Annotated in this window: 21 protein-coding genes; 11 read left to right on the forward strand and 10 right to left on the reverse strand. The window is 42.5% G+C overall.

Translation table 11 applies throughout. The features are described from left to right. The first annotated feature begins 134 nt into the window (after positions 1-134). From V7K25_RS03965 to V7K25_RS03975, 3 genes are all read left to right on the forward strand, one after another. Positions 135-665, forward strand: a complete 531-nt coding sequence (locus V7K25_RS03965) for a hypothetical protein (RefSeq protein ID WP_335155266.1) — start codon at positions 135-137, stop codon at positions 663-665. 226 nt (positions 666-891) lie between these two features. Continuing rightward, positions 892-1,728: a CheR family methyltransferase gene (locus V7K25_RS03970; protein ID WP_335155324.1), complete on the forward strand. Its 837-nt coding sequence runs from the start codon at positions 892-894 to the stop codon at positions 1,726-1,728. 242 nt (positions 1,729-1,970) lie between these two features. Then, the gene (locus tag V7K25_RS03975) at positions 1,971-2,750 is read left to right on the forward strand and encodes a hypothetical protein (protein WP_335155268.1); all 780 of its coding nucleotides are present in this window, start codon (positions 1,971-1,973) and stop codon (positions 2,748-2,750) included. Positions 2,751-2,898: 148 nt separating this feature from the next. Here the strand turns inward: V7K25_RS03975 and V7K25_RS03980 are convergent, their stop codons facing one another. The 5 genes from V7K25_RS03980 to V7K25_RS04000 form a co-directional block, all read right to left on the reverse strand. Further along, a complete protein-coding gene (locus tag V7K25_RS03980; protein WP_335155270.1) occupies positions 2,899-3,501 on the reverse strand; it encodes a cytochrome c oxidase subunit 3 in 603 nt (200 codons plus the stop codon). Positions 3,502-3,598: 97 nt separating this feature from the next. Next, a complete protein-coding gene (gene ctaD / locus V7K25_RS03985) occupies positions 3,599-5,260 on the reverse strand; it encodes a cytochrome c oxidase subunit I (protein ID WP_335155272.1) in 1,662 nt (553 codons plus the stop codon). A 13-nt stretch (positions 5,261-5,273) separates the two neighbouring features. Then, complete coding sequence (locus V7K25_RS03990) at positions 5,274-6,200, reverse strand: cytochrome c oxidase subunit II (RefSeq protein WP_335155326.1); 927 nt, start codon at positions 6,198-6,200, stop codon at positions 5,274-5,276. A 110-nt stretch (positions 6,201-6,310) separates the two neighbouring features. Continuing rightward, entirely contained in the window at positions 6,311-6,928 is a 618-nt protein-coding gene (locus V7K25_RS03995; protein WP_335155274.1) for a DUF2231 domain-containing protein, read from the reverse strand. Beyond that, positions 6,925-7,425 carry a DUF2231 domain-containing protein gene (locus V7K25_RS04000; RefSeq protein WP_190935465.1) on the reverse strand — a complete coding sequence of 167 codons (501 nt, stop codon included), beginning with the start codon at positions 7,423-7,425 and terminating at the stop codon, positions 6,925-6,927. Before V7K25_RS04000 ends, V7K25_RS03995 begins: the two co-directional genes overlap by 4 nt. Before the next feature lie 705 nt (positions 7,426-8,130). Here V7K25_RS04000 and V7K25_RS04005 point away from each other — a divergent pair. Both V7K25_RS04005 and V7K25_RS04010 read left to right on the forward strand, forming a co-directional pair. Beyond that, the gene (locus V7K25_RS04005) at positions 8,131-8,691 is read left to right on the forward strand and encodes a chemotaxis protein CheB (RefSeq protein ID WP_335155328.1); all 561 of its coding nucleotides are present in this window, start codon (positions 8,131-8,133) and stop codon (positions 8,689-8,691) included. A 17-nt stretch (positions 8,692-8,708) separates the two neighbouring features. Beyond that, positions 8,709-10,754 (forward strand): hybrid sensor histidine kinase/response regulator, encoded by a 2,046-nt coding sequence (locus V7K25_RS04010; protein WP_335155276.1) that lies wholly within the window; start codon positions 8,709-8,711, stop codon positions 10,752-10,754. An 80-nt stretch (positions 10,755-10,834) separates the two neighbouring features. On the opposite strand, the gene V7K25_RS04015 is transcribed toward V7K25_RS04010, so the two are convergent. After that, positions 10,835-11,206 carry a DUF2237 family protein gene (locus tag V7K25_RS04015; RefSeq protein WP_335155278.1) on the reverse strand — a complete coding sequence of 124 codons (372 nt, stop codon included), beginning with the start codon at positions 11,204-11,206 and terminating at the stop codon, positions 10,835-10,837. A gap of 626 nt (positions 11,207-11,832) precedes the next feature. Between V7K25_RS04015 and psbA the strand changes: the two genes are divergently transcribed. The 3 genes from psbA to V7K25_RS04030 all read left to right on the forward strand — a co-directional run bounded on the left by psbA (position 11,833) and on the right by V7K25_RS04030 (position 14,580). After that, a complete protein-coding gene (psbA, locus tag V7K25_RS04020; RefSeq protein ID WP_335155280.1) occupies positions 11,833-12,915 on the forward strand; it encodes a photosystem II q(b) protein in 1,083 nt (360 codons plus the stop codon). A gap of 219 nt (positions 12,916-13,134) precedes the next feature. Further along, positions 13,135-13,644 carry a hypothetical protein gene (locus V7K25_RS04025; RefSeq protein ID WP_335155282.1) on the forward strand — a complete coding sequence of 170 codons (510 nt, stop codon included), beginning with the start codon at positions 13,135-13,137 and terminating at the stop codon, positions 13,642-13,644. Between the two features lie 48 nt (positions 13,645-13,692). Beyond that, positions 13,693-14,580 (forward strand): hypothetical protein, encoded by an 888-nt coding sequence (locus tag V7K25_RS04030; protein ID WP_335155284.1) that lies wholly within the window; start codon positions 13,693-13,695, stop codon positions 14,578-14,580. A gap of 93 nt (positions 14,581-14,673) precedes the next feature. Here V7K25_RS04030 and V7K25_RS04035 read toward each other — a convergent pair whose 3' ends face one another. Together V7K25_RS04035 and V7K25_RS04040 are read right to left on the reverse strand one after the other, a co-directional pair. After that, positions 14,674-15,393: a hypothetical protein gene (locus tag V7K25_RS04035; protein ID WP_335155286.1), complete on the reverse strand. Its 720-nt coding sequence runs from the start codon at positions 15,391-15,393 to the stop codon at positions 14,674-14,676. Between the two features lie 539 nt (positions 15,394-15,932). Further along, positions 15,933-16,244: an RNA recognition motif domain-containing protein gene (locus V7K25_RS04040; RefSeq protein ID WP_335155288.1), complete on the reverse strand. Its 312-nt coding sequence runs from the start codon at positions 16,242-16,244 to the stop codon at positions 15,933-15,935. A gap of 421 nt (positions 16,245-16,665) precedes the next feature. Between V7K25_RS04040 and V7K25_RS04045 the strand changes: the two genes are divergently transcribed. Next, positions 16,666-17,820 carry an RNA-guided endonuclease InsQ/TnpB family protein gene (locus V7K25_RS04045; RefSeq protein ID WP_335155290.1) on the forward strand — a complete coding sequence of 385 codons (1,155 nt, stop codon included), beginning with the start codon at positions 16,666-16,668 and terminating at the stop codon, positions 17,818-17,820. An 85-nt stretch (positions 17,821-17,905) separates the two neighbouring features. Here V7K25_RS04045 and V7K25_RS04050 read toward each other — a convergent pair whose 3' ends face one another. Both V7K25_RS04050 and V7K25_RS04055 read right to left on the reverse strand, forming a co-directional pair. Beyond that, a complete protein-coding gene (locus V7K25_RS04050; protein ID WP_335155292.1) occupies positions 17,906-18,766 on the reverse strand; it encodes a 3'(2'),5'-bisphosphate nucleotidase CysQ family protein in 861 nt (286 codons plus the stop codon). A gap of 27 nt (positions 18,767-18,793) precedes the next feature. Further along, the gene (locus V7K25_RS04055) at positions 18,794-19,690 is read right to left on the reverse strand and encodes a sugar kinase (protein ID WP_335155294.1); all 897 of its coding nucleotides are present in this window, start codon (positions 19,688-19,690) and stop codon (positions 18,794-18,796) included. A gap of 124 nt (positions 19,691-19,814) precedes the next feature. On the opposite strand from V7K25_RS04055, the gene rsmI reads away from it, so the two are divergent. Continuing rightward, positions 19,815-20,675 (forward strand): 16S rRNA (cytidine(1402)-2'-O)-methyltransferase, encoded by an 861-nt coding sequence (gene rsmI, locus V7K25_RS04060; RefSeq protein WP_335155296.1) that lies wholly within the window; start codon positions 19,815-19,817, stop codon positions 20,673-20,675. A 184-nt stretch (positions 20,676-20,859) separates the two neighbouring features. Further along, positions 20,860-21,138, forward strand: a complete 279-nt coding sequence (locus V7K25_RS04065) for a GlsB/YeaQ/YmgE family stress response membrane protein (RefSeq protein ID WP_335155298.1) — start codon at positions 20,860-20,862, stop codon at positions 21,136-21,138. The last annotated feature ends 39 nt before the right edge of the window (positions 21,139-21,177 follow it).

The following is a 21,177-nucleotide window of genomic DNA, read 5'->3' on the forward strand; positions in this document are numbered from 1 at the left end:
TAGCCTTTTTACAGACACGATATAATCATGTGTCTCACGAAAAAGTTTTGGCTTTTAGGTTCTTTCTCTAGATAAAAAATCTTTCTCTCGGTAGACAGGTGTACCTACATTATTATGACTGCTATGTTACTAACATGACAATAGTAAGACGAAACGCCCTAAATACAACCGTAAGTCCTTCAGTAAATTCTCCAGAAACCTTGACAGAAAAAGTTATTGAAGCAGAGCGTATGCACGATGTTCTGCTTTTACTACAAAACTTGATTAACAGTGAAGAAGCCACTGTTAAACTAATTCTGGATTGTCTATATGATGTTGGCTCAGTCAATCTGATCAACCAAAAGCTTCGCGTGAAACCCGTAAACAGGGTAATGAAATTAATTGCGCGAATGTCCAAACCAGTTTTTAGAACTTTGGCTTTAAGTTGGTTTAAGAAAAACTGTCCTCAACTAATTACTAATTGGCTACATACGCAGGTAACTTTTGAAAGTACTCAAAACAAACCCCAACAAGTAGCTGTTGAAGTTGCAGAACTTCAACCATATCCCATCCCACAGAGAGAAAATCTAAGCCAAGAGATTAAAAATCTCCGCTATCAGGTGAGATGGCTAGTTGGGATTTCAATAATAGCGATCGCTGCTTTAGGAATAACAGCCACTAGGTGAAAGTGAAAGTAGTAATGTTATTAAATTTAATAGACCCAGCAAGCTGTTTTTGGCGTAAGATTTAGTTGGGTTATCAAAATCCTACCACTATAAAATGTGAATAATTTTTTCTCCATCAGGTGTATTGGGAAACATTGGTTCGGCTAACTCCAAGCAGCTTAACTCGTTGTGTTGCCAGCACATTTAAAGAACTGAAACTGGCTCAACATATATGTTAATTCGTACTATGAATTTGCCCAAGCCAACCTTGGAGGATATAGAAATACATCTGCTTTTGGAAGGTGTATATCAATACTATGGTTATGACTTTCGCAATTATGCTCTTTCCTCACTCAAGCGCCGAATTCAGGGCTTTATGGAATTAGAGGGGTTAGCAAATGTTTCTGCATTGCAAGAAAGGTTACTCCACAACCGTGCCTATTTAGAAAGATTTTTGCTTGCTCTGACGGTGAATGTCACATCAATGTTTCGCGATCCTAGCTTTTATCACGCCTTCAGAAATCAAGTTATCCCCTTTTTGCAAACCTACCCGTTTATTCGCATCTGGCACGCCGGATGCTCCACTGGTGAAGAAGTCTACTCAATGGCAATATTACTACAAGAAGAAGGGCTTTACCATCGTTGCCGCATATATGCAACTGATACGAACGAGAAGGTATTACAAAATGCCAAAAGTGGGATTTTTTCCTTGAAACTGATGCAAGAATATACCCAACTTTATTTGAAAGCAGGCGGTAAAAAGTCTTTCTCTGAATATTATACAGCAGCTTATGATAACGCTATATTTAGAGCATCTTTAAGAGAAAACGTTGTTTTCGCCCAACATAATTTAGCAACTGATAGCTCTTTTAATGAGTTTAATGTTATTCTTTGTCGTAATGTCCTGATATATTTCAATCAGGTACTTCAAAAGCGGGTACACGAACTGTTTTATAATAGCCTTTGCACCTTTGGTATTTTGGGTTTAGGAAGGCAAGAATCTATCAGGTTCACCCCTTATGAACGGTACTATGAAGAAATAGTCAAAGGGGAAAAACTATATAAGAAAATAGCTGGTGGTTAAAATCTAGACCATTTGAACTACCAGATGAACGTGATTTAGGTGGATTTAACCGTAAAGATAGAGAGAATATAACTAAAAGTGTATTCTAATTAGCACTAAGTATTGACCAGAAAAAATATTATAAGTAAAGTTACGGTCGCTGTCAAAAGACAGTCTGTCAAACATTTTTAATTGTGTTCAGAAGATAGATACAGCGATCGCTTAAGGTAAATTACACATTAAAGTCTTAAAGGAGATTGTCGATGCAGCTTCTCGAATGTCCTCCTGTTGCAGTCATTGCTGGAGAAAATGCGGTTCACGTTTCTCAACTGCCTTCTATATGGCAAGACATTGCTAGAGGAACCACGAGTGTCGGACTTTCCCATCCCCAGAGCTATATTGAGATGGCACAGTTGTTCTTATATAAATTAGAGCATGGTGATGTTGACTTATTTAGCGATCGCCCCCAACTAGCTCACTTGATACCCTCATTCTCCCAGCTATTTACACAACTAGCATGGGAAACCCTAGAATTTTTTGGGCAAGACTTTCTCAAAGACAGCTATCCAAACTTTGCAGAAATTCTCCGTGATGTACAGTCAAAGGGGACAGAGTATGCTAATGAAGTAAAAGTCGCTCGCATTGGTATAGATTTATTCAACGAGTTTGGTTATAAACTACCAGCCAGCTTCTATCATGTGCATCTAGCACCAATTTACCGCGATCATGTTTTTGAAGAACGCGCCTTAAGATTTGATCAGCGCGATATTGAACACAAACGGGCTTGGGATGCCATACTCCATGCAGGTAAGGTGTTTGCGATTCAAATGAAGGTGCAAAGCATTGCTTCCAAATACGGTTTTACTTATCAACACGGTTGTGGTTGTAACTCTCACCTATCTTCCATTGATGTATCTAGTGGCGCGTTTGAATATGAATTGAGTCCCGAAAAGCGCCAGCGATGGATTCGCAGTTTCATTTGGACTGCTTGGTATGAGTATGCCTTATTTGCGATCGTGCCAAATACGAGTTATTTAGTTTAATACCAATTTGACAAAACAATGCGACAAATAGACCATTTTTTGTAGAGACGCGATTCATCGCGTCTTTACCCAAGGATGTGTTGCAATCATTAATTGAATTGGTATAAAGAGAAATAAGTAGAGGGAGTAATTTCTCCCTCATTCTCATTTACTGCCAAACGTAGATTAGGATAAACAAAATAATCCAGATAACATCGACGAAGTGCCAGAACAACGAAGTCGCGTTCACGCCGAAGTGGCCTGTGTCGTAGTTGCCAGGGATAAAAGAACGTACCAAAATAATCGACTGCAATAGAATGCCAGTAAAAACGTGCAAACCGTGGAAGCCTGTTAGCAGGTAAAACGTCCCGCCAAATACCCCTGTGGTGAAGCCAAAATCGAGGCCGTTCCATTCAATCGCTTGCCCAACCAAAAAGTAAGTTCCCATCGCCATTGTTGTCAAGAGAAATAGGCGAAATTTTACTAAGTCATGGCGTTGAAGGGCGCGTTCTGCTAAGTAAATTACAAAGCTACTGGCGACAAGAATTATTGTGTTGATTGTCGGTTCTTTTACTTCTAACCCAGAAACACCAGCTGGTAGCCAGTTAGGGGTTGTTGTTTTGTAGATGGCATATCCGGCGAAAAAACTCAAGAAAATAACGCTTTCAGACAGTAGGAAGACAATGAAGCCAAACATCTTGTTGCCTTCTTCGTCGTGGGTATGTTCTGTGGCTGTGTGATGTAATTCGTGGGGATTGATATAAGTGTCCATTTTGCTGTTAGTTTGAGGGGAATTTGAAACGCAGAGGAACACAAAGGGAAGCGCAGAGGGACGCGGAGGGTTTTTGCGTCTTCCCGATAGTTTGTGTTTATTCTGGGAGGTTGGATGTTAAGGGTTCAGATTTGCCGTAGCCATAGGGTTCGGAGATGATGATGGGGATTTCTTCAAAGTTTTCTACTGGGGGAGGTGAAGAAACTAACCACTCTAGTCCGATTGCCCGCCAAGGGTTAGCGGGTGCTTTCTCGCCTTGCATCCAAGAAATCACCATGTTGAATATGAAGGGCAAGGTGGACATTCCTAAGAGGAATCCGCCCAAGCTAGCGATGATATTCCAGAATTGATACTCTGGGGCGTAGGAAGCGACTCGGCGTAGCATTCCTTGCAATCCTAAGGGGTGCATGGGCAAAAAGTTGAGGTTGGTGCCGATGAAGGCTAACCAGAAGTGGATTTTACCCCAGCTTTCGGAGTACATCCGCCCAGTCATTTTGGGGAACCAGTGATAGATGGCTGCAAATAAGCCCATCGTCACGGTGCCGTAGAGGACGTAGTGGAAGTGTCCCACCACAAAGTAGGTATTGTTAACGTGGACATCAACCGGCACGGAGGAAAGCATGATGCCTGTGATGCCGGCGAAGACAAACATAATTAATCCACCCAAGGCAAACAGCATGGGGGTATTGAGCCGCAGTTTACCGCCCCAAATAGTCGCTACCCAGGCAAATACTTTAATTCCTGTGGGTACAGACACGCACATTGTCGTCAGCATGAAAATCAACCGCATCAAGCCTGATGTACCACTAACGTACATGTGGTGTACCCAAACAATGCCGCTCACACCTGCAATCAAGATGGATGAAATAGCGACTACTTTGTAACCAAATATGGGTTTACGTGAATAAACTGGAAAGATTTCTGAGAAAATCGCAAAGACAGGCAGAATGATCACGTAAACGGCGGGGTGGGAGTAGAACCAGAAGTAATGCTGGAACATGACTGGATTCCCACCCTTGGCTGGGTCAAAAAAGCTTGTGCCAACTGTGAGGTCGAGTAGCAACATTACCGCGCCTGCTGTTAGTGCAGGTAATCCGAATAGTTGGATAATCTGGGCGCTAAACACTCCCCAGACAAACAAGGGCATCCGAAAAAAGCCCATTCCTGGGGCCCGCATCTTCACGATTGTGGTGACAAAGTTGACCGCCCCCATAATTGAGGATACGCCGGATATTGCCACCGCTAAGAGCCAGAGAACTTGACCATTAATCAAGTTACCTGTGGGATTCTGGAGACTAACTGGCGGGTAAGACCACCAACCGGCTTGGGCTGGGCCACCAGGTACAAAGAAGCTACCCATCATGAGAATTCCGACTACTGGCACCATCCAAAAGGCGACGGCGTTGAGGCGGGGAAATGCCATATCTCGCGCCCCAATCATCAGTGGCACTAAATAGTTAGCAAAACCAACCAGTGAGGGAAATGTCCACAAAAACAGCATTATAGTGCCGTGCATGGTGAACATCCCGTTGTAGACGGTGCGATCTACTAAATCTGATTCGGGTGTCATCAGTTCTCCCCGCATCACCATCGCAAAGATACCGCCGACGAGAAAGAAGAAAAATGAGGTAACGAGATACTGGATACCAATTACCTTGTGGTCGGTACTAAAGCTGAAGTATTCTTTCCAACTACTTGGAGATTCGTGGTTATGCTTCTCATCAGGGAGAAGGATACCTTCAATAGGAACATTAGTCATGATTACTTTCCTTTCAACCAGGTGAATTGACTAGAGGAGGTGCAGCAGGTGGAACTGTAACCCAACCAGTTTGGACTGATTGATTGGATGTTTGGGCATACTCAGAAGCTGCCTGATTTTTTGCTACGGATGGCTTTTGGGTTGCAGCTTGTGCTAGCCACTGCTGATAATCTTCAGGAGATTCGACGACTACATTTGCCTGCATCGTCGCAAAGTATGTACCACTGTATTGAGAATCGGTCAATCGGTACTTGCCGGCGCGGATGGGAGTAAATTCAAAGTCGATCGCATGGTTGGGAATAATATCCTGCTTCAGGCGAAATGCAGGTATATAAAAGCCGTGGAGTACGTCTTGTGATTTCAGCGCTAAACGTATCCGGCGATCGCTAGGTAAATGCAATTCGGTACTGGTAATATCTTTTTCAGGATAATGAAAAACCCACGCCCACTGTTTAGCTAGTACGTCAATTTTTTCTACAGGTTCGGCTATTGCGTTTGCTGGTACATCATTTGGTTCTGCATGAGCCGATTGCATTACTAGCGGATTATGCAGGTGAACTAATTCCGATGGGCCTTGAATCCCCATTTGTTCGTAAACTTGGTAGCTGTAACCCGCAATCCAAAACACCAAAAGAATTGGGATTGCTGTCCAGACAACTTCTAAGGTGACATTGCCATGAATTGGGGGGCCATCAGTGAAGTCATCTTTGACTGCCCGATGGAAAATAACAGAATACATCAGAGTACTTGTTACTCCCAAGAAGATGAAAGCACCGAGGGTTACTAAGAAGCTAATCAAATCATCAATTAGTACGGATTCGGCTGCTGCTTGGGGGGGAAGCCAGGAGTAAGCCTGCTTCCCGATCCAGAGACTCGTAACAGTCACTGCGATCGCGCCTGTCAGCAGCGTCAAAATATTTAAAATCTTCTGGATTTTCATGGTCATTGGTCATTAATCATTGGTCATTGGTCATTAGTCATTGGTCATTGGTCATTAGTCGTTGGTCATTAGTAACTTTAAACAAATGACAAAGGACAATTGACAAATGACTATTTGAGTATTGTGTTGAGGTCTTGGTGCGATCGCAGCAAATTATCTGCTGTATTGTGTACGCCAAATTCAGCAGCCATTTGCGCCCCTAGTGTTCCGTGGACGTACAGAATGAACATGATTCCTATGCCTGCCAACAGATAGATCCATTGCACTTCTCTATCTGTCTGTTTATATTCTTGTTTGGCCCAAACGAAGCGCTGCCATGCTCTCCAGATGGTCAGGACAACAATCAGCGCTAATAAGAACACACCACCCACACCATGCCAAAGCATAGTTTCCATTGCCTGCAATCCCCAGGCACTTTTCATATCAGCTGGTGGTGTTGCCAACAGCATTTCATAAAAGCCTGCTGCTACTGTGAAAAATGTGATGATGCTGGCAGCTAGCATGTTGTACCAGCCAACATTAAATAAGTTGTCACGTTCCACAGTAATTGCTAAAAATTTGAAAACCCATTTTTCAAAGGGGAACAGAACACCAACAATATCAAAGGTCATCCCAATGATGAACAAACCTATTGTCAGATGGACTAAGTTGGGATGAATGGGAATTGTGTAAGGTAATCCGTTTGCGCCTAAAGAGCCGCTCAATTGGTCAATTAATTCTGAGTTCATCGCAACAGACCATCCTTTACTGCTTCCACAACTGGCACTGTATGCAATCCATACACCCAAACAAGTTCATCTCCGAGATATACCTGCAAGCCAACTATCAAAGTTAAAACTAGTCCGGCTCCCAAATAATAAATTGGTAATTTTTGCGGGTTGCGGGCACGAATTACATAGCGCCAAGCTGTAATTGCGGTGATGATTCCCGAAAGTGACCAACCAATCAGCGTATGCAAGTTCAGCACCGATTTAGCTAGGCTGTAAGGCTGTGCTAAACCCGCTTCAAACTGACCAAAAATAATCGCAACGAAGATAGCGATCGTGGCAACTAACATGTTCCACCAACTCACCTCAAAAAGACTGGATTTACCAGTAAAATAGCCAACTACGTCACAGAAAAAAGAAAACAACACCATCGCAATTACGAAGTGGACAACGATGGGATGAATCGTATCTGGATAGGGCAAATTGTGGTCATTCAATGATGTAAAATACTCAAGCATTGTATTCTCCTGGACATATCTACGGCACTTTGGTCAATCAATTTTGGATTGCCAATTTTGGATTTTAGATTTATTCCGTCCCTGACGAGATATAAACCAGAAGACCTGAATCCAAAATCGCTAGTTAAACTTCAATGATTGATGGATACTCACTAACACCACTACAAGTATCTATCCATAATTGACCGCAATCTGTTCAATATGTGCGCGGTGCAATACGCTTAATCATGTCTTAGCTTTTTGTAGACAAATTTAGTAAACTTGCCTTTATGGAACGACTTTTGTTCTGCTTAATTTTCTCATGCCAATAATCTGCAACAGCAATTTTTGATGTAGCTAAACCAAATCGCTGCCATTTGTTGAATTTGCTTAACCTATCTTTTAGCTTAAGTAAATTTTTATGAATTGTCAAAACAATAGTAATTAAACTTTTAAAAGTTAGTAATTTAGCAAAAATATATTTCTATAATGTATCGATTCTGGCATTAAATAAAATTCAAAAAAACCATAAAACCCATATTTTTTATGTAAAGTATTTCACAATGATAACATCCTTAATTGTAATGTAAATGACAAAAATATATAATTTTGGTTAGTGGGTATAAAACCAAGTCAAGGTAAGTTAGTAGCTGTGGTGGAACTGGAGAATGCTGAAAGGATTTGATGAGCCATCAAGTCACACTAACAGGTGTGAGGACAAAACAAGTGGCATTTGAAATTGTGGTCATTGGTACTTCTTTGGGTGGATTATCAGCCTTAAAAATTCTCCTGGGTAACTTACCAGCAGACTTTCTAGTGCCGATCGCGATCGTGCAACACCGTCACAAGGAATCTAATAATACACTCCAAGAGTTATTACAAGAATATACTTCGTTGCCGATTCGAGAAGTGGAAGACAAAGACGAAATACTACCAGGACATATCTACATAGCTCCAGCAGATTATCACTTATTGGTTGAATTAGGGCATTTTGCTCTTTCGACTGATGAGCCTGTTTCTTATGCCAGACCATCTATCGATGTGTTATTTGAGTCAGCAGCCGATGTCTATAATGAGCAAGTTATTGGTGTAATATTGACAGGAGCAAACCAAGATGGTATGCAAGGTCTTAAGAAAATAAAAGCGCGTGGAGGACTTACTATCGTACAAGAACCTGCCACAGCCCAGAGCGATGTTATGCCAGAAGCAGCAATTTCTGCTGTTGCAGTAGACTGGATTTTAACACTTTCAAACATTGCTTCCCAAATGGTTAAGCTTTGTCATTAATTACGGAAAAAAAACCCATGCAGATGGAACCCAAAGTAAACATCCTCCTAGTGGATGATAAACTAGAAAATTTGCTAGCACTAGAAGCAATCCTGGAAAAACTGGGAGAGAATTTGGTGAGAGCTACTTCTGGGGAAGAAGCTTTGAGGTGTCTGCTACATCAAGACTTTGCAGTGATTTTGCTAGATGTGCAAATGCCAGGGATGGATGGCTTTGAAACTGCAACCTTGATTCGCAATCGGGGGCGATCGCGTCACACTCCAATTATCTTTCTCACCGCCTTTAGCACCAGCGACCAAATGCTGTTTAAAGGCTATGCCTTGGGTGCGGTTGATTATTTGCTCAAACCATTAGATCCCAATATTTTGACTTCCAAAGTCACAGTATTCGTAGAACTATTTAAGAAAACAGAAGCCGTCAAGCAACAAGCAGCGCAGCTAGTAGCTGTCAATGCCGAACTCAGGCAAAGTGAAGAACGATTGCGATCGCTGAGTACTTGTTCACCCGTTGGCATTTTTGAAATTGATACTGAAGGAGGATGTAGATATACTAATCCTCGCTATCAAATAATTTGTGGCTTGAAAGCCGCAGAGAGTTTACAAAAAAAATGGCTAGAATCTGTTCACCCAGAAGATAGAGAAAGAGCAGTTGCCACTTGGTCTAACTACATTCGTGAAGGTCGTGATTACTCTGAAGAGTTTCGCTTTCAAACTGCTCATGGCATCGTCCGTTGGGTTCAAGTTCGCTCATCGCCTATGCTTTCTGGTCAAGGAGAATTGCTGGGATATGTAGGCACTCTCGAAGATATTACTGAACGCAAACAAGCAGAAGAAGTCCGCGCTCAAGTGATTCGAGAACAGACAGCAAGAGCCGAAGCAGAAGCAGCAAATCGGATGAAAGATGAGTTTCTCGCTGTTCTCTCCCACGAACTCCGCACACCCTTAACCTCAATGCTGGGCTGGTCAAAAATCCTCCGCTCTAAGAAACTTGACGAAAAAGCCACTTCCCGCGCCCTAGAGGCGATTGAACGCAACGCAATATCTCAGATGCAACTAATTGAGGATATTTTAGATGTATCCCGGATTATCCGTGGTCAGTTGCGGTTAAATGTATCTGCGGTGAATCTGCTCACGGTAACGGAGGCAGCCTTAGAGGCAGTGCGTCCCCTAGCAGAACCAAAAGAGATTAAGTTAAATACTGTTTTGGATACTTCGGTCGGGTCAGTTTATGGCGATCCAGCCCGGTTACAGCAAGTTGTTTGGAACTTACTAACTAATGCCATTAAGTTTACTCCTAAAGGTGGCAGGGTAGATGTGAATTTGTCAGTAGTCTATGGTGAAGAACAAGAAACAACTTACAAATACGCCCAAATTCAAGTTATTGATACGGGCATTGGTATCAGTTCCGAGTTTTTGCCCAAAGTATTTGAGCGTTTCCGGCAAGCAGACAGCACCACAACGCGATCGCACAATGGATTAGGACTAGGACTAGCGATCGTCCGTCATCTAGTAGAACTGCACAAAGGTAAAATCTTTGCCGAAAGTCCAGGCACAGGAGAAGGAGCAACCTTTACTGTGAAATTACCACTGCTACAAGACAATAGGGCTAGCAGGGTCAGTAGAGAAGCCACAGGAGAAATTTTTTCCTCTGTGGCATCAACGCCTCTTGCTGGATTAAGAGTTTTAGTTGTAGATGATGAAGCAGATACCCGTAACTTTCTCAGTTTTATGTTTGAGGAATATGGGGCATTTGCCACTGCGGTAGCATCAGTTGATGAAGCGTTGGCAGTACTTGAACAAGCAAAACCAGATATCCTGATTAGCGACATCGGCATGTCAGGGCAAGATGGTTACACGCTGATTCGCAAACTGCGCTCTTTGGAACCAGAAAAAGGCGGACGTATCCCAGCGATCGCTTTAACAGCATATACGCGAGAGGAAGACCGTCTAGAAGCGCTTTCAGCAGGGTTTCAGCAGCATTTATCTAAGCCAATAGACCCCACTAAATTGATTGCTATGGTTGCCGATGTATTAAAGCTATCTGTGGAAGTTCCAGTGGGTTGATTTGGAAGTGGGGAGCAGGGGAGAAGAATTTTCCCCTCTGCCCTCCGCCCCTCTGCCTCTTTTCAATGCCCAATTTCAAATCAAGACGAAGTTCGGGCATGTTTTTTCAATTCGTCTAAGGAAACCATTTCCAAAGCTCTAGCATGGGTTGCAGACAAGATAACGGGTGGAGCAACGCCAGCATCAAGAGCTTCTTGCCAGCGAGAAGCGCACAAACACCAGCGATCGCCAGGCTTCAGCCCAGGAAAATTAGAATCAGGAATAGGTGTACTTAAATCGTTCCCGTGGGATTTGGTGAACTCCAGGAATTCTGATGTCACTTCAGCGCATACGACATGCGATCCGAAATCCTGACCACCTGTGCGACAAAAACCGTCGCGGTAAAACCCAGTCATCGGAGAAGTGCAGCAGGCTTCTAGGTTTCCACCGATTACGTTTTTAGCTTCTGTCATTGTTAATTAGTTGCACTTGATTTTTTCACTTTGATATAAACCTATCTTGACACTTCCCTAGTTGAATTAAAATCACTATCTCTTATTAATTTGGAAAAGCAGTGAATTCTAGAATCACTACTCATATCAAATTGTTAACTTTACAGTTATTCAGAATGGTGCAATATCTCAGTAGAACTTCTAATAAAAACCCCTGGTAGTTAGCCAGGGGTAATGCAAGTCAGTACTTTTCGCATGGAATGTATCCTACTTAAACACCATAGCAATCGTCTAATTTAGAGATATGCCATTTTGCCAAACAAAAAAAGCCCCCAGTGGTAAGCCGAGGGTTAATTTTTTTGGAATAGCGGTAATCTACAAAGCTATTATTCCCAGTCCAGTAGGCAATATAACCAAAATAGAATAACAATTTTTACAGATGTATATACAGTTGTGATGTCATATAAAAGGTAGCTCCGGCGTATCCTAACCTCGTTGCTTACCTTTAAATAAGTAAAGCTAATAACGTATATCAGGTTTACTGAAGTAATAAAACTTGATTAAATTTTGTAAAGCATTGTAAAGTAGTTCCACAGGCAAAGACAAAACCGCCTGATTATAAAACAACTAACCGCACTTATAAAACCATGACAGCAACCTTACAACAGCGCTCAAGCGCCAACGTATGGGATAGATTCTGTGAGTGGATCACCAGCACCAACAACCGTATTTACATCGGTTGGTTCGGCGTAGTAATGATCCCCACCCTGCTAGCCGCAACCGCTTGCTTCGTAATCGCCTTCATCGCCGCACCTCCAGTAGACATCGATGGCATCCGTGAACCAGTCGCAGGTTCCTTAATCTACGGAAACAACATCATCTCTGGTGCAGTAGTACCTTCCTCCAACGCCATCGGCTTGCACTTCTACCCAATTTGGGAAGCAGCATCTCTTGATGAGTGGCTCTACAACGGTGGCCCTTACCAATTGGTAATATTCCACTTCTTGATCGGCGTATTCTGCTACCTGGGTCGGGAATGGGAACTATCTTACCGCTTAGGTATGCGTCCTTGGATTGCTATTGCGTACTCAGCTCCCGTTGCAGCAGCAACCGCAGTATTCTTGGTATACCCAATCGGACAAGGTTCATTCTCTGACGGTATGCCTTTAGGTATCTCTGGAACCTTCAACTTCATGATCGTGTTCCAAGCAGAACACAACATCTTGATGCACCCCTTCCACCAATTAGGTGTAGCAGGTGTATTCGGCGGAAGTTTGTTCTCTGCAATGCACGGTTCTCTTGTAACCAGTTCACTAGTTCGTGAAACCACCGAAACCGAGTCCCTTAACTACGGTTACAAATTCGGTCAAGAAGAAGAAACCTACAACATCGTTGCAGCCCACGGCTACTTCGGTCGTCTAATCTTCCAATACGCTTCTTTCAACAACAGCCGTTCACTGCACTTCTTCTTAGCAGCATGGCCTGTAATCGGCATCTGGTTCACCGCCTTGGGTGTAAGCACAATGGCGTTCAACTTGAACGGTTTCAACTTCAACCAATCAATCATTGATTCAAGCGGTCGCGTCATCAGCACTTGGGCGGATGTAATCAACCGGGCTAACCTGGGTATGGAAGTAATGCACGAGCGTAACGCTCACAACTTCCCCTTAGATTTGGCTGCTGGTGATGTTGCTCCTGTGGCAATGAGCGCTCCTGCTATCAACGGTTAATCTAATCTGAGATACGCTATTCAGGCTTATCTACTCTATAAGTAAAAGACGCTCTCCCGAAAGGGGGGGCGTTTTTGCATTGGGTTAATTGGTACATTTTTTTGAAATGCTATAGTTCAAAACTTAGGAAATAATTATCAAAAAGTAAATTTTACGGGTAATAATTGCTATCAGCGCAGATAATTGCCTCAAAGCTCAACTATAAGGAGAAGCCAGGAAATGATTTTACACCGTGGACGTAGGGTAGTAGCTGCTTTGTTGCTGTCAGTTTTATTACTGACAACAGCCTGTACTCCAAAAGCACCTGGACGTTTTGACCAGGCGCAAAAAGAAAGCACTCAACAAAAAAAGGGTCTTGCGGTTGCTAAAAACGCAACTCAGGGTAGCCAATTTAATAAACTTTTCCCTAATTCAGGCGATGGCTACCAGCGCGTCTATACCCAAGAGAAAAAAGGCTTTGCAGAAGCGAAGTTGAAAAAAGGCGGTAAAGATATAGCATTGCTGTCTATTTCTGATACCACCAGCACACCTAGCGCAGCAGCAAAATTCTCGAAAAGCACCAAAAAAATTGGCGGTTATCCCGCAATAGAAGTTGGTAAGACGCAAACTGCAATTTTGGTAGATAAATACCAAGTAAAAGCACTTTCTCGCGATCCGTCATTTACAGCTAGCGATCGCGCAGATTGGCTAGAGAAGTTTAATCTTAATGATCTGGCTAAACTGAAATGATTTGCACTACAAACATTCAGATAATAAAACCTAAATAAGGAGATTTTTGTGAGCAAATCGATTGTTGATTTAGTTGATCAATTGCCAACCGGTGGCTTGACCATTTCTATGTTGAATTCCCTCGATTTTGTGACTCCTGGCGAGTGGCACAATACCGTCGGCTTTGTCAATACCATTAAGACTGTTACTGGCGAAGACGACGATGATTTAATTCAACAAATTGGTGAGCGAGCAATTTATTTATTCAATGATAAATCCCAAGGATACCAAACAGCCTTGTGGTTATATCAAACCGTTGATGGTACAGATAAAGCACTTGGTGCAGCAGCTTTAGCTAACAAAGTTGGCGAGAAAATTCCATTATTGGGTTTTTTAAACTCTGTCACTCCCAAACCAGATAAAGCTCAAACCATCGATTTGACATTGAAATTAGTCGCTGAGTTAGTAGCCTTCTGTCAAATTAACGGCATTCCCGGAGATAGTATTGGGGATTTTGTCGCCTCTTTGGGTGAGTATAGTGGTGAGTCGCTTATCCGTATGGTGGCATTAGTTTGCGTTGATGGCTTGATACCTCTGGGCCCAGACTTTATCAGCAAAGCTATATCGGGGCTTAATCAAACAAATCCACAAGAATTAGAAAAAAACTCGACATTTCAAAACATCAAAGATGTGATTCCAGGCAACAATGCTGGTAGTAAACTCAACTTTATCGGCGAAAGCTTTGACTCAGTTAAAGGTTGGATGAGTGGTATTGTCAGCGCAAATAATTTAACACCACAAAAGGTTGTCCACAACTTGCAAAGTTTTACCGATATTGCCGATGACAAGTTAGACTACCTCGCGGCATTCCTAGATGTAGCAACTAATTATTATGAACACACCGGCACGCAAACTTTAGCACGTCGCTTGATTGAACGGGCGGTAGCTGAGATTTAGGTTGATTGAGAGTAGGCAGCGAGGGAGTGAGGGGACAAGGGAACAAGGAGAATAACCCATCCCCTATGCCCCATGCCCCATGCCCAATACCAATTAGGGTAAACGTAAATCTGCTGCGATCGCATACAAGTAAGGTTGAAAAATAGCCAAGTTTTCCAGTTTGTCAAACTTACCTGTTTGCGAACCTGGGTCAAAGGCAGTGGTAATTACGTAAAGTTTATTGCCATCAAAGGCAACATGACCAATATGTTGCTCTTGTACTCCACCTTTTTGCTTGAGTCCGGCGAAACCATAGCGGATTCCCTGAAGCTTACCAACGGGTACTGGTTGGGGTGGGTAGGTTAAGAAAGTAATCTCTTTTCCATATTCACCCTGACGGTCTTTGGCAAAAGCAGCGTAGTGGTCTACAACCCAAGCCTTGAGTGCTGATAATACCTGGGTTTGGTATTTGGAACTTTGGTAGTCCACTTGGGAACCAGGTGGAATACCAACAGCTACGAGTTTCTTTTGGAAATCCTCGTTGTTTGCTAATGGGTAAATGTTAATCTCAACTGTACCCAAAAGTTCCTCTTTGGATGAGACACACAATAAAGGCGCATTTCCCTTACAAGGAGCAACTTGCCAGTTAGTTGGAACAGCAGTATTTCCCAGGATTTTCTGCCAAATATTTCCCTCATTAGGGTTAGGAAGTTTCGCAACGGCGGGGGATTTTACTACTTTGGGTGCAGAAAATTGGGGGAGAACAAATTTTGCTCCCAGTGGTATTAACACTAGCAAAATACAACCTAGTAATAAATGATAAAGTCGTAACATTTTCTTGAAAATCCAGAGCCAAGGATTGCAAACTAACGATATCTACAATACTTTATGGATATACAGGAAGATACATTTATATTGCTGCAAGTTCCGCAAATAGAACTCAACAAACTATCGCTCTTTATTCCTCTGAAAAATAAAATACTTATAGGTTGGATTTAATATTGGTGTTACCCAACTAAAGCAATGATTCTTAGTATTAGGTTATCCTGCGGCAAGCCGCTTCTCTACGTGACCAGAAAGAAAAAGGTACAGAGCAAATAAATTTATTTATATAAAAATAAAAATGTATTTCTAGCACCGCGCATATTTACGGCGTCCTTATTACAGACCAATTAAATTTATTTATGGGCTTGGTAAATTATTGACTTTTGAATGGGTAACTTTTGACTTCCCCAAAGGGGCTGACACTCTTGCGTTTGCGTCTACTGTCAACTAGCGAGGGTAATACGGCATAGCTATAAAATATTCCAGCAGAGTGCAGCCTTTTGCTTTATCTGCTGGAGATTCTAAATGTGAAATTTTTAGGAATCGACTTAGTAGCGATTATTGTTGCGGCGAGGATTAGCGCCACCCCAGCTACCACGAGAAGAGTTACTTCTTTCCTCACGAGGTTTAGCTTTGTTCACTTTCAAATCACGTCCCATCCACTCAGCACCATCAAGTGCATCAATGGCAGCTTGTTCTTGCGTGTCTGATTCCATTTCCACAAAAGCGAACCCACGCGGCCGGCCTGTTTCCCGATCTGTGGGTAGTTGAACACGATTTACTGTTCCGTATTCTGCAAAAGCCTGCTTTAGGTCCTCTTCTGCAACCTGATAGGACAGGTTCCCGACATAAATTGACATAGAAATCTCCGAATTCAGAGAGTGTAGATAGTTAAATTCGGAGAGACACTTTTTAGAAATCAAAACGAGTTACTCAACCGAAAATAATCTTTATACCCATGAGTCTAGCACAGCCTTCAACCTTTGAATATCGTCTTATTGTGAATTTTATTCACAAATCAAACCTTAAGTTTAGGTTTGTAGACTTCTCCATTGATTGGCTTTTGTTGCTTGTATTATACAAGTTACACTTTTAACAGAAAATCGCAATCAACTAGCGATCGCCCTGGTATTTAGTGTTTTGAAAATTACGCTGTGGACTAAGGAGTAAAGATTATTATCAGTATTGGGCTTAATCATATCATCCGAAAAATGGGTAGAAACCCCGCCCTTGTAGGGCGGCTTTACATGGTAAAATGTGATGAGTTGTTACCCCATTCAAATGCAAACTATATCTGTAAAATGCAGGCTTCAAGTACCTGTAGAGTCGCGGACTGAGATAGACCGCACCTTGCAAGGATTTGCTGACGCTTGTAATCAGATATATGAGATTGCAAAACGCGAGAATTGTTGGAATACGACTAAGCTTCACCATAAGGTTTACAAGCCAATTCGTGAGGTTACTGGTTTGAAGGCAAACCATGTCTGCCAAGCAATTCGTCGTGTAGTTGGTAACGCTAAAGCAGTTAAGCAAGTCCACAAATTTAGACCGACATCCTTGAATTTGGATATTCGGACTTTTCAGTATATTGAGGATTTGCAAACCGTTGGCGTTACGTTGATGTGTGGTCGAGTTAAGTTCAAGTTGAGTATTGGTAACTATCAGTTGGCATTGCTCAAAGGACAATCCCCAACGGCTGCTACCCTCAATAAAACTAAGCACGGTGACTACTACATCAATATCTGTGTTGACCTGCCTACCAGCCCCACAGGTAAAACACCCAAGGTTATTGGGGTCGATTTGGGTAGGCGCGACATAGCTACCACCTCTAACGGCGACTCTTGGAGTGGCAAACAGATTCAATCCACTCGTGACCGATATAGTAAGGTCAGGTCTAATGTTCAATCCAAACGCACTCGCAGTTCTAGACGACTGTTGAGAAGGCTTTCTGGGAGAGAACAGAGGTTTCAAAAATGGTTGAATCACAATATTTCTAAGCAACTTGTTCAGAGCGCAAAACGAGCAAATGCTGTCTTGGCTTTTGAAGATTTGACCAATATTAGGCAGTCGCTCAATCAAAAACCAAGAAGCAAGACTGAACGCCGAAGAACTAATAATTGGGCGTTTTATCAGTTGCGTTCGTTTGTTGGGTACAAAGCAAATATCCCTGGTGTTCCAGTAATATTTGTGCCGCCTGCCTACACGAGTCAAACCTGTTCCCGTTGCGGACGTATTCACCCCATCAAGGGTAAATCGTATCGCAACGGAAAAGTTTTCAAGTGTGGGCATTGTGGATTTGAACATGATGCTGATATAAACGCGGCCAATAATATTACTGCTTTGGGGAAGTCTGTAAGCCTTCCTGAAAGTCCGGGGATGAGTTGTCAATTAGAGGGACAATTGTCTCTCTTTCCGATAATTCAAATCTGTGGCTAAAGCCTCGCACCAATAGGCGCGAGGTAAGCTTACGATTAACTGTTTTAAAAGCAAATTAAAAAATGTTCATCCTGAAATGCCCCATTTAGCTATGCTCAAACTGCGCTAAAATCCTTTCTGCTTCTTTACACAGCACTTCGTGATATTCGCCATTACTAGCCAGCAAACCTCCCCATTGATTGATATCACCGGTGTTATACTGCAACGGCGTGCCGTTAAAGTGAGTAAATTTCCCACCAGCTTCTGTTAGAATCAATTCTGGTGCTGCCATATCCCAATCTTTGGGCGCAGACTTGCCGGAAAGGGAAATGTAGATATCTGCCTGTTGCTCGACTATGGTGGCGATTTTGCAACCTACACTGCCTACAGCTTTCTGATTTTGACAGGGTAAGTTTTGTAGTAAACGATCTAAACGTTGGTTGCGGTGAGAGCGACTAACGACTAAAGTTAAATCCTCAATTCGTTTGCCTGACGACACTTGTAAAGGAACAGAACCATCACGAGTTTCTACAAATGTACCCCCGCCTTTGATAGCGTAATATAACTTTTTAGCCTCTGGGATTGCCACTACTGCCAAAACTGGGCGTGTTTCCTTAACTAAAGCAATATGAACTGCATAGTCTCCAGTTTTTTCGATAAAGTCTCGTGTGCCATCCAAAGGGTCAATTATCCATACCCAAGGTGGGGAGGGCTGTGCTACACCACTTGGAGATTGATAGGTTTCTTCGCTAATATAAGCAAAATCTTCATTACCCAAAGTTGCTTGTAGTGTCTGCAAAATGTATTGACTTACAGCTACATCGGCAACGGTAACAGGTTCATTTTCTTTATATTGTATATCTAAATTAGGATCTTTTGCAGTCCCATGATAATACGATCGCAGTATATCTGCTGCGCCCCAACCAACCTCACGAGCGATCGCTAATATTTCTTTTAAGTCTTTCATTTAATTTGGCCTTATTAACTTGACTACTCAGCACTTTAAATCCATCCAGCGCCGAGTGCCAAAAAATTTACAGGAATCAGCAGCAATATTAGCTGCCAGTGCCAGTGCATCAGTAAAACTTTCCTTTAAAATGTAATGACAAAAAGCACCGTGGAAAATATCTCCAGCCCCTAATGTATCAACTGCTTGAATCGGTGGCACATCTACGATACCAGTTTTGGTGCAACTCAAGTATTCAATTGGTTTTTGTCCGTGGGTAATGGCGATGTGAGGAATGTCAAATCTGCCCAGATAGGTAAAAACGTCTTCTCCAGTCTGGCAGTTAGGGGGATAAAAATTAGCCGAACAGATGGCGTAATTTACAAACGGCAGAATTTGCTCAAATCCAGGCTTCCAACTTCCACCATCAATTACTACTGGAATATTCTTGACTTTAGCCATTTGGGCAATGGCATAACTAACCGCCATTTGATGTCCATCAATCAGTACTATATCGACATTTTGCAAAATATCTGATGGGATAGATGCGCTGTTGGCTTGAGTTTTGACAGCATTGATGGAAACTACAGCTCGTTCACCCGTAGTTTGGGTGACAATGATTGAGGAGACAGGCGGTGCTAAATCAGTGGTAGGCTCAAGGTCTGCGATCGCAACTTTGTAATTTGCCAAATCACCTCGAATTAGGTGCGTTATGGGGTGAGAACCCACTACACCCAAGACTGTAGCCTGATTTCCTAAATGGCTGAAAGTCACAGCCGCGTTTGTAGCTGGCCCCCCTGCTGCCAAAGTATAGTCAGTAGCGACAATCTTCTGATTATTCTTAGGGGCAGAGTTAGCAAGGTAAATCAAATCTAAGGTTACTAAACCTACAAATAACCCACGATCCGATTTTGGATTTTGGATTTTGGATTTTAGATTATCCATTTCTCATATATGTTCGTATAGGTGCATAAATTATTATTTTTAACTCTTGTACAGACGCGATGAATCGCGTCTCTCCTGCACAGATGTGATGAATCGCGTCTCTACAAACTCCTAACTCTTACTTATGCAAACCGATCCAAAACCAAGAACACTTTACGTTGTCGGCACACCAATTGGCAATCTAGAAGATATAACCTTTCGGGCGGTGCGAATTTTACAGACTGTAGATATCATTGCTGCAGAAGATACCCGTCACACAGGGAAACTATTACAGCATTTTCAAGTTAAGACTCCCCAGGTGAGTTACCACGAACACAATCGTACCAGCCGCATCCCAGAATTATTAGAGCATTTAGTTAACGATAAAGCGATCGCTCTGGTGAGTGATGCTGGAATGCCAGGAATTTCCGATCCTGGATATGAACTGGTGAAAGCCTGTATTGAGGCGGGAATTACAGTAGTTTCCATTCCTGGCGCTAGTGCAGCAATTACGGCATTGAGTGCATCTGGATTACCAACGGATCGGTTTGTCTTTGAAGGCTTCCTTCCAGCTAAAAGTCAACAAAGACAAGAACATTTAGAATCTCTGCAAACAGAATCCCGCACATTGATTTTCTATGAATCGCCCCACCGTTTGCGAGATACTTTACAAGACTTAGCTCTTGTTTGGGGAAGCGATCGCCAAATTGTGCTAGGACGGGAGTTAACTAAATTGTATGAAGAATTTTGGCGGGGGACAATTGCCGAGGCGATCGCTCACTATAACCAACGAGAACCCCAAGGTGAATATACATTAGTAGTGGCAGGAATTCGGGCCAGTCAGCCCCAACTCACAGAAGAAGAATTGAAAGCCGAATTGAAACAGTTAATTAGTCAGGGGATATCGCGATCGCAAGCTAGCCGTCAGTTAGCAAAATTTACCTCCCTTCCCCGTCGCCAACTTTATCAACTAGCTCTTTCTATAGTCCTCACTCCTGAGTTGTGAGCAAGTAGTACTGCTTGTTACTAAATTGATATATTCATCCTCAAAGACAAAGGAGTGAATATTCAAATAATATCTAAAGATTTTTGATATTAGTTCTCTAGATAGATCAGTAATTTTGGAGGAAAACTTTAATATGAAATAGTCAAAAGCAAACAAATAAGATTCTCAAGGAAGGAGAAATTCAATGGGTAACATTATTGCTTGGCTAGTTTTGGGTTTAATTGCAGGTGCGTTAGCTAAGTTATTTTATCCAGGAACCCAAGGTGGCGGTATTGTCTCCACCATCATATTAGGAATACTTGGAGCAGTAGTCGGCGGTTATTTGGGTCAAACCTTGCTGGGAAGTGGTTCGGCAGCAGCCGCATCTGCTGGAGCGTTCTCCCTTGGAAGCATTTTATTTGCTGTTCTTGGTGCTATGCTACTAATTTTCCTTTGGGGTTTACTGACTCGCCGAGCTGTGTAATTACCTCATATCAGCTAACACTCTTGGGAATTGCTTAAA

The organism is Nostoc sp., assembly GCF_036919495.1.
GTDB lineage: Bacteria > Cyanobacteriota > Cyanobacteriia > Cyanobacteriales > Nostocaceae > Nostoc.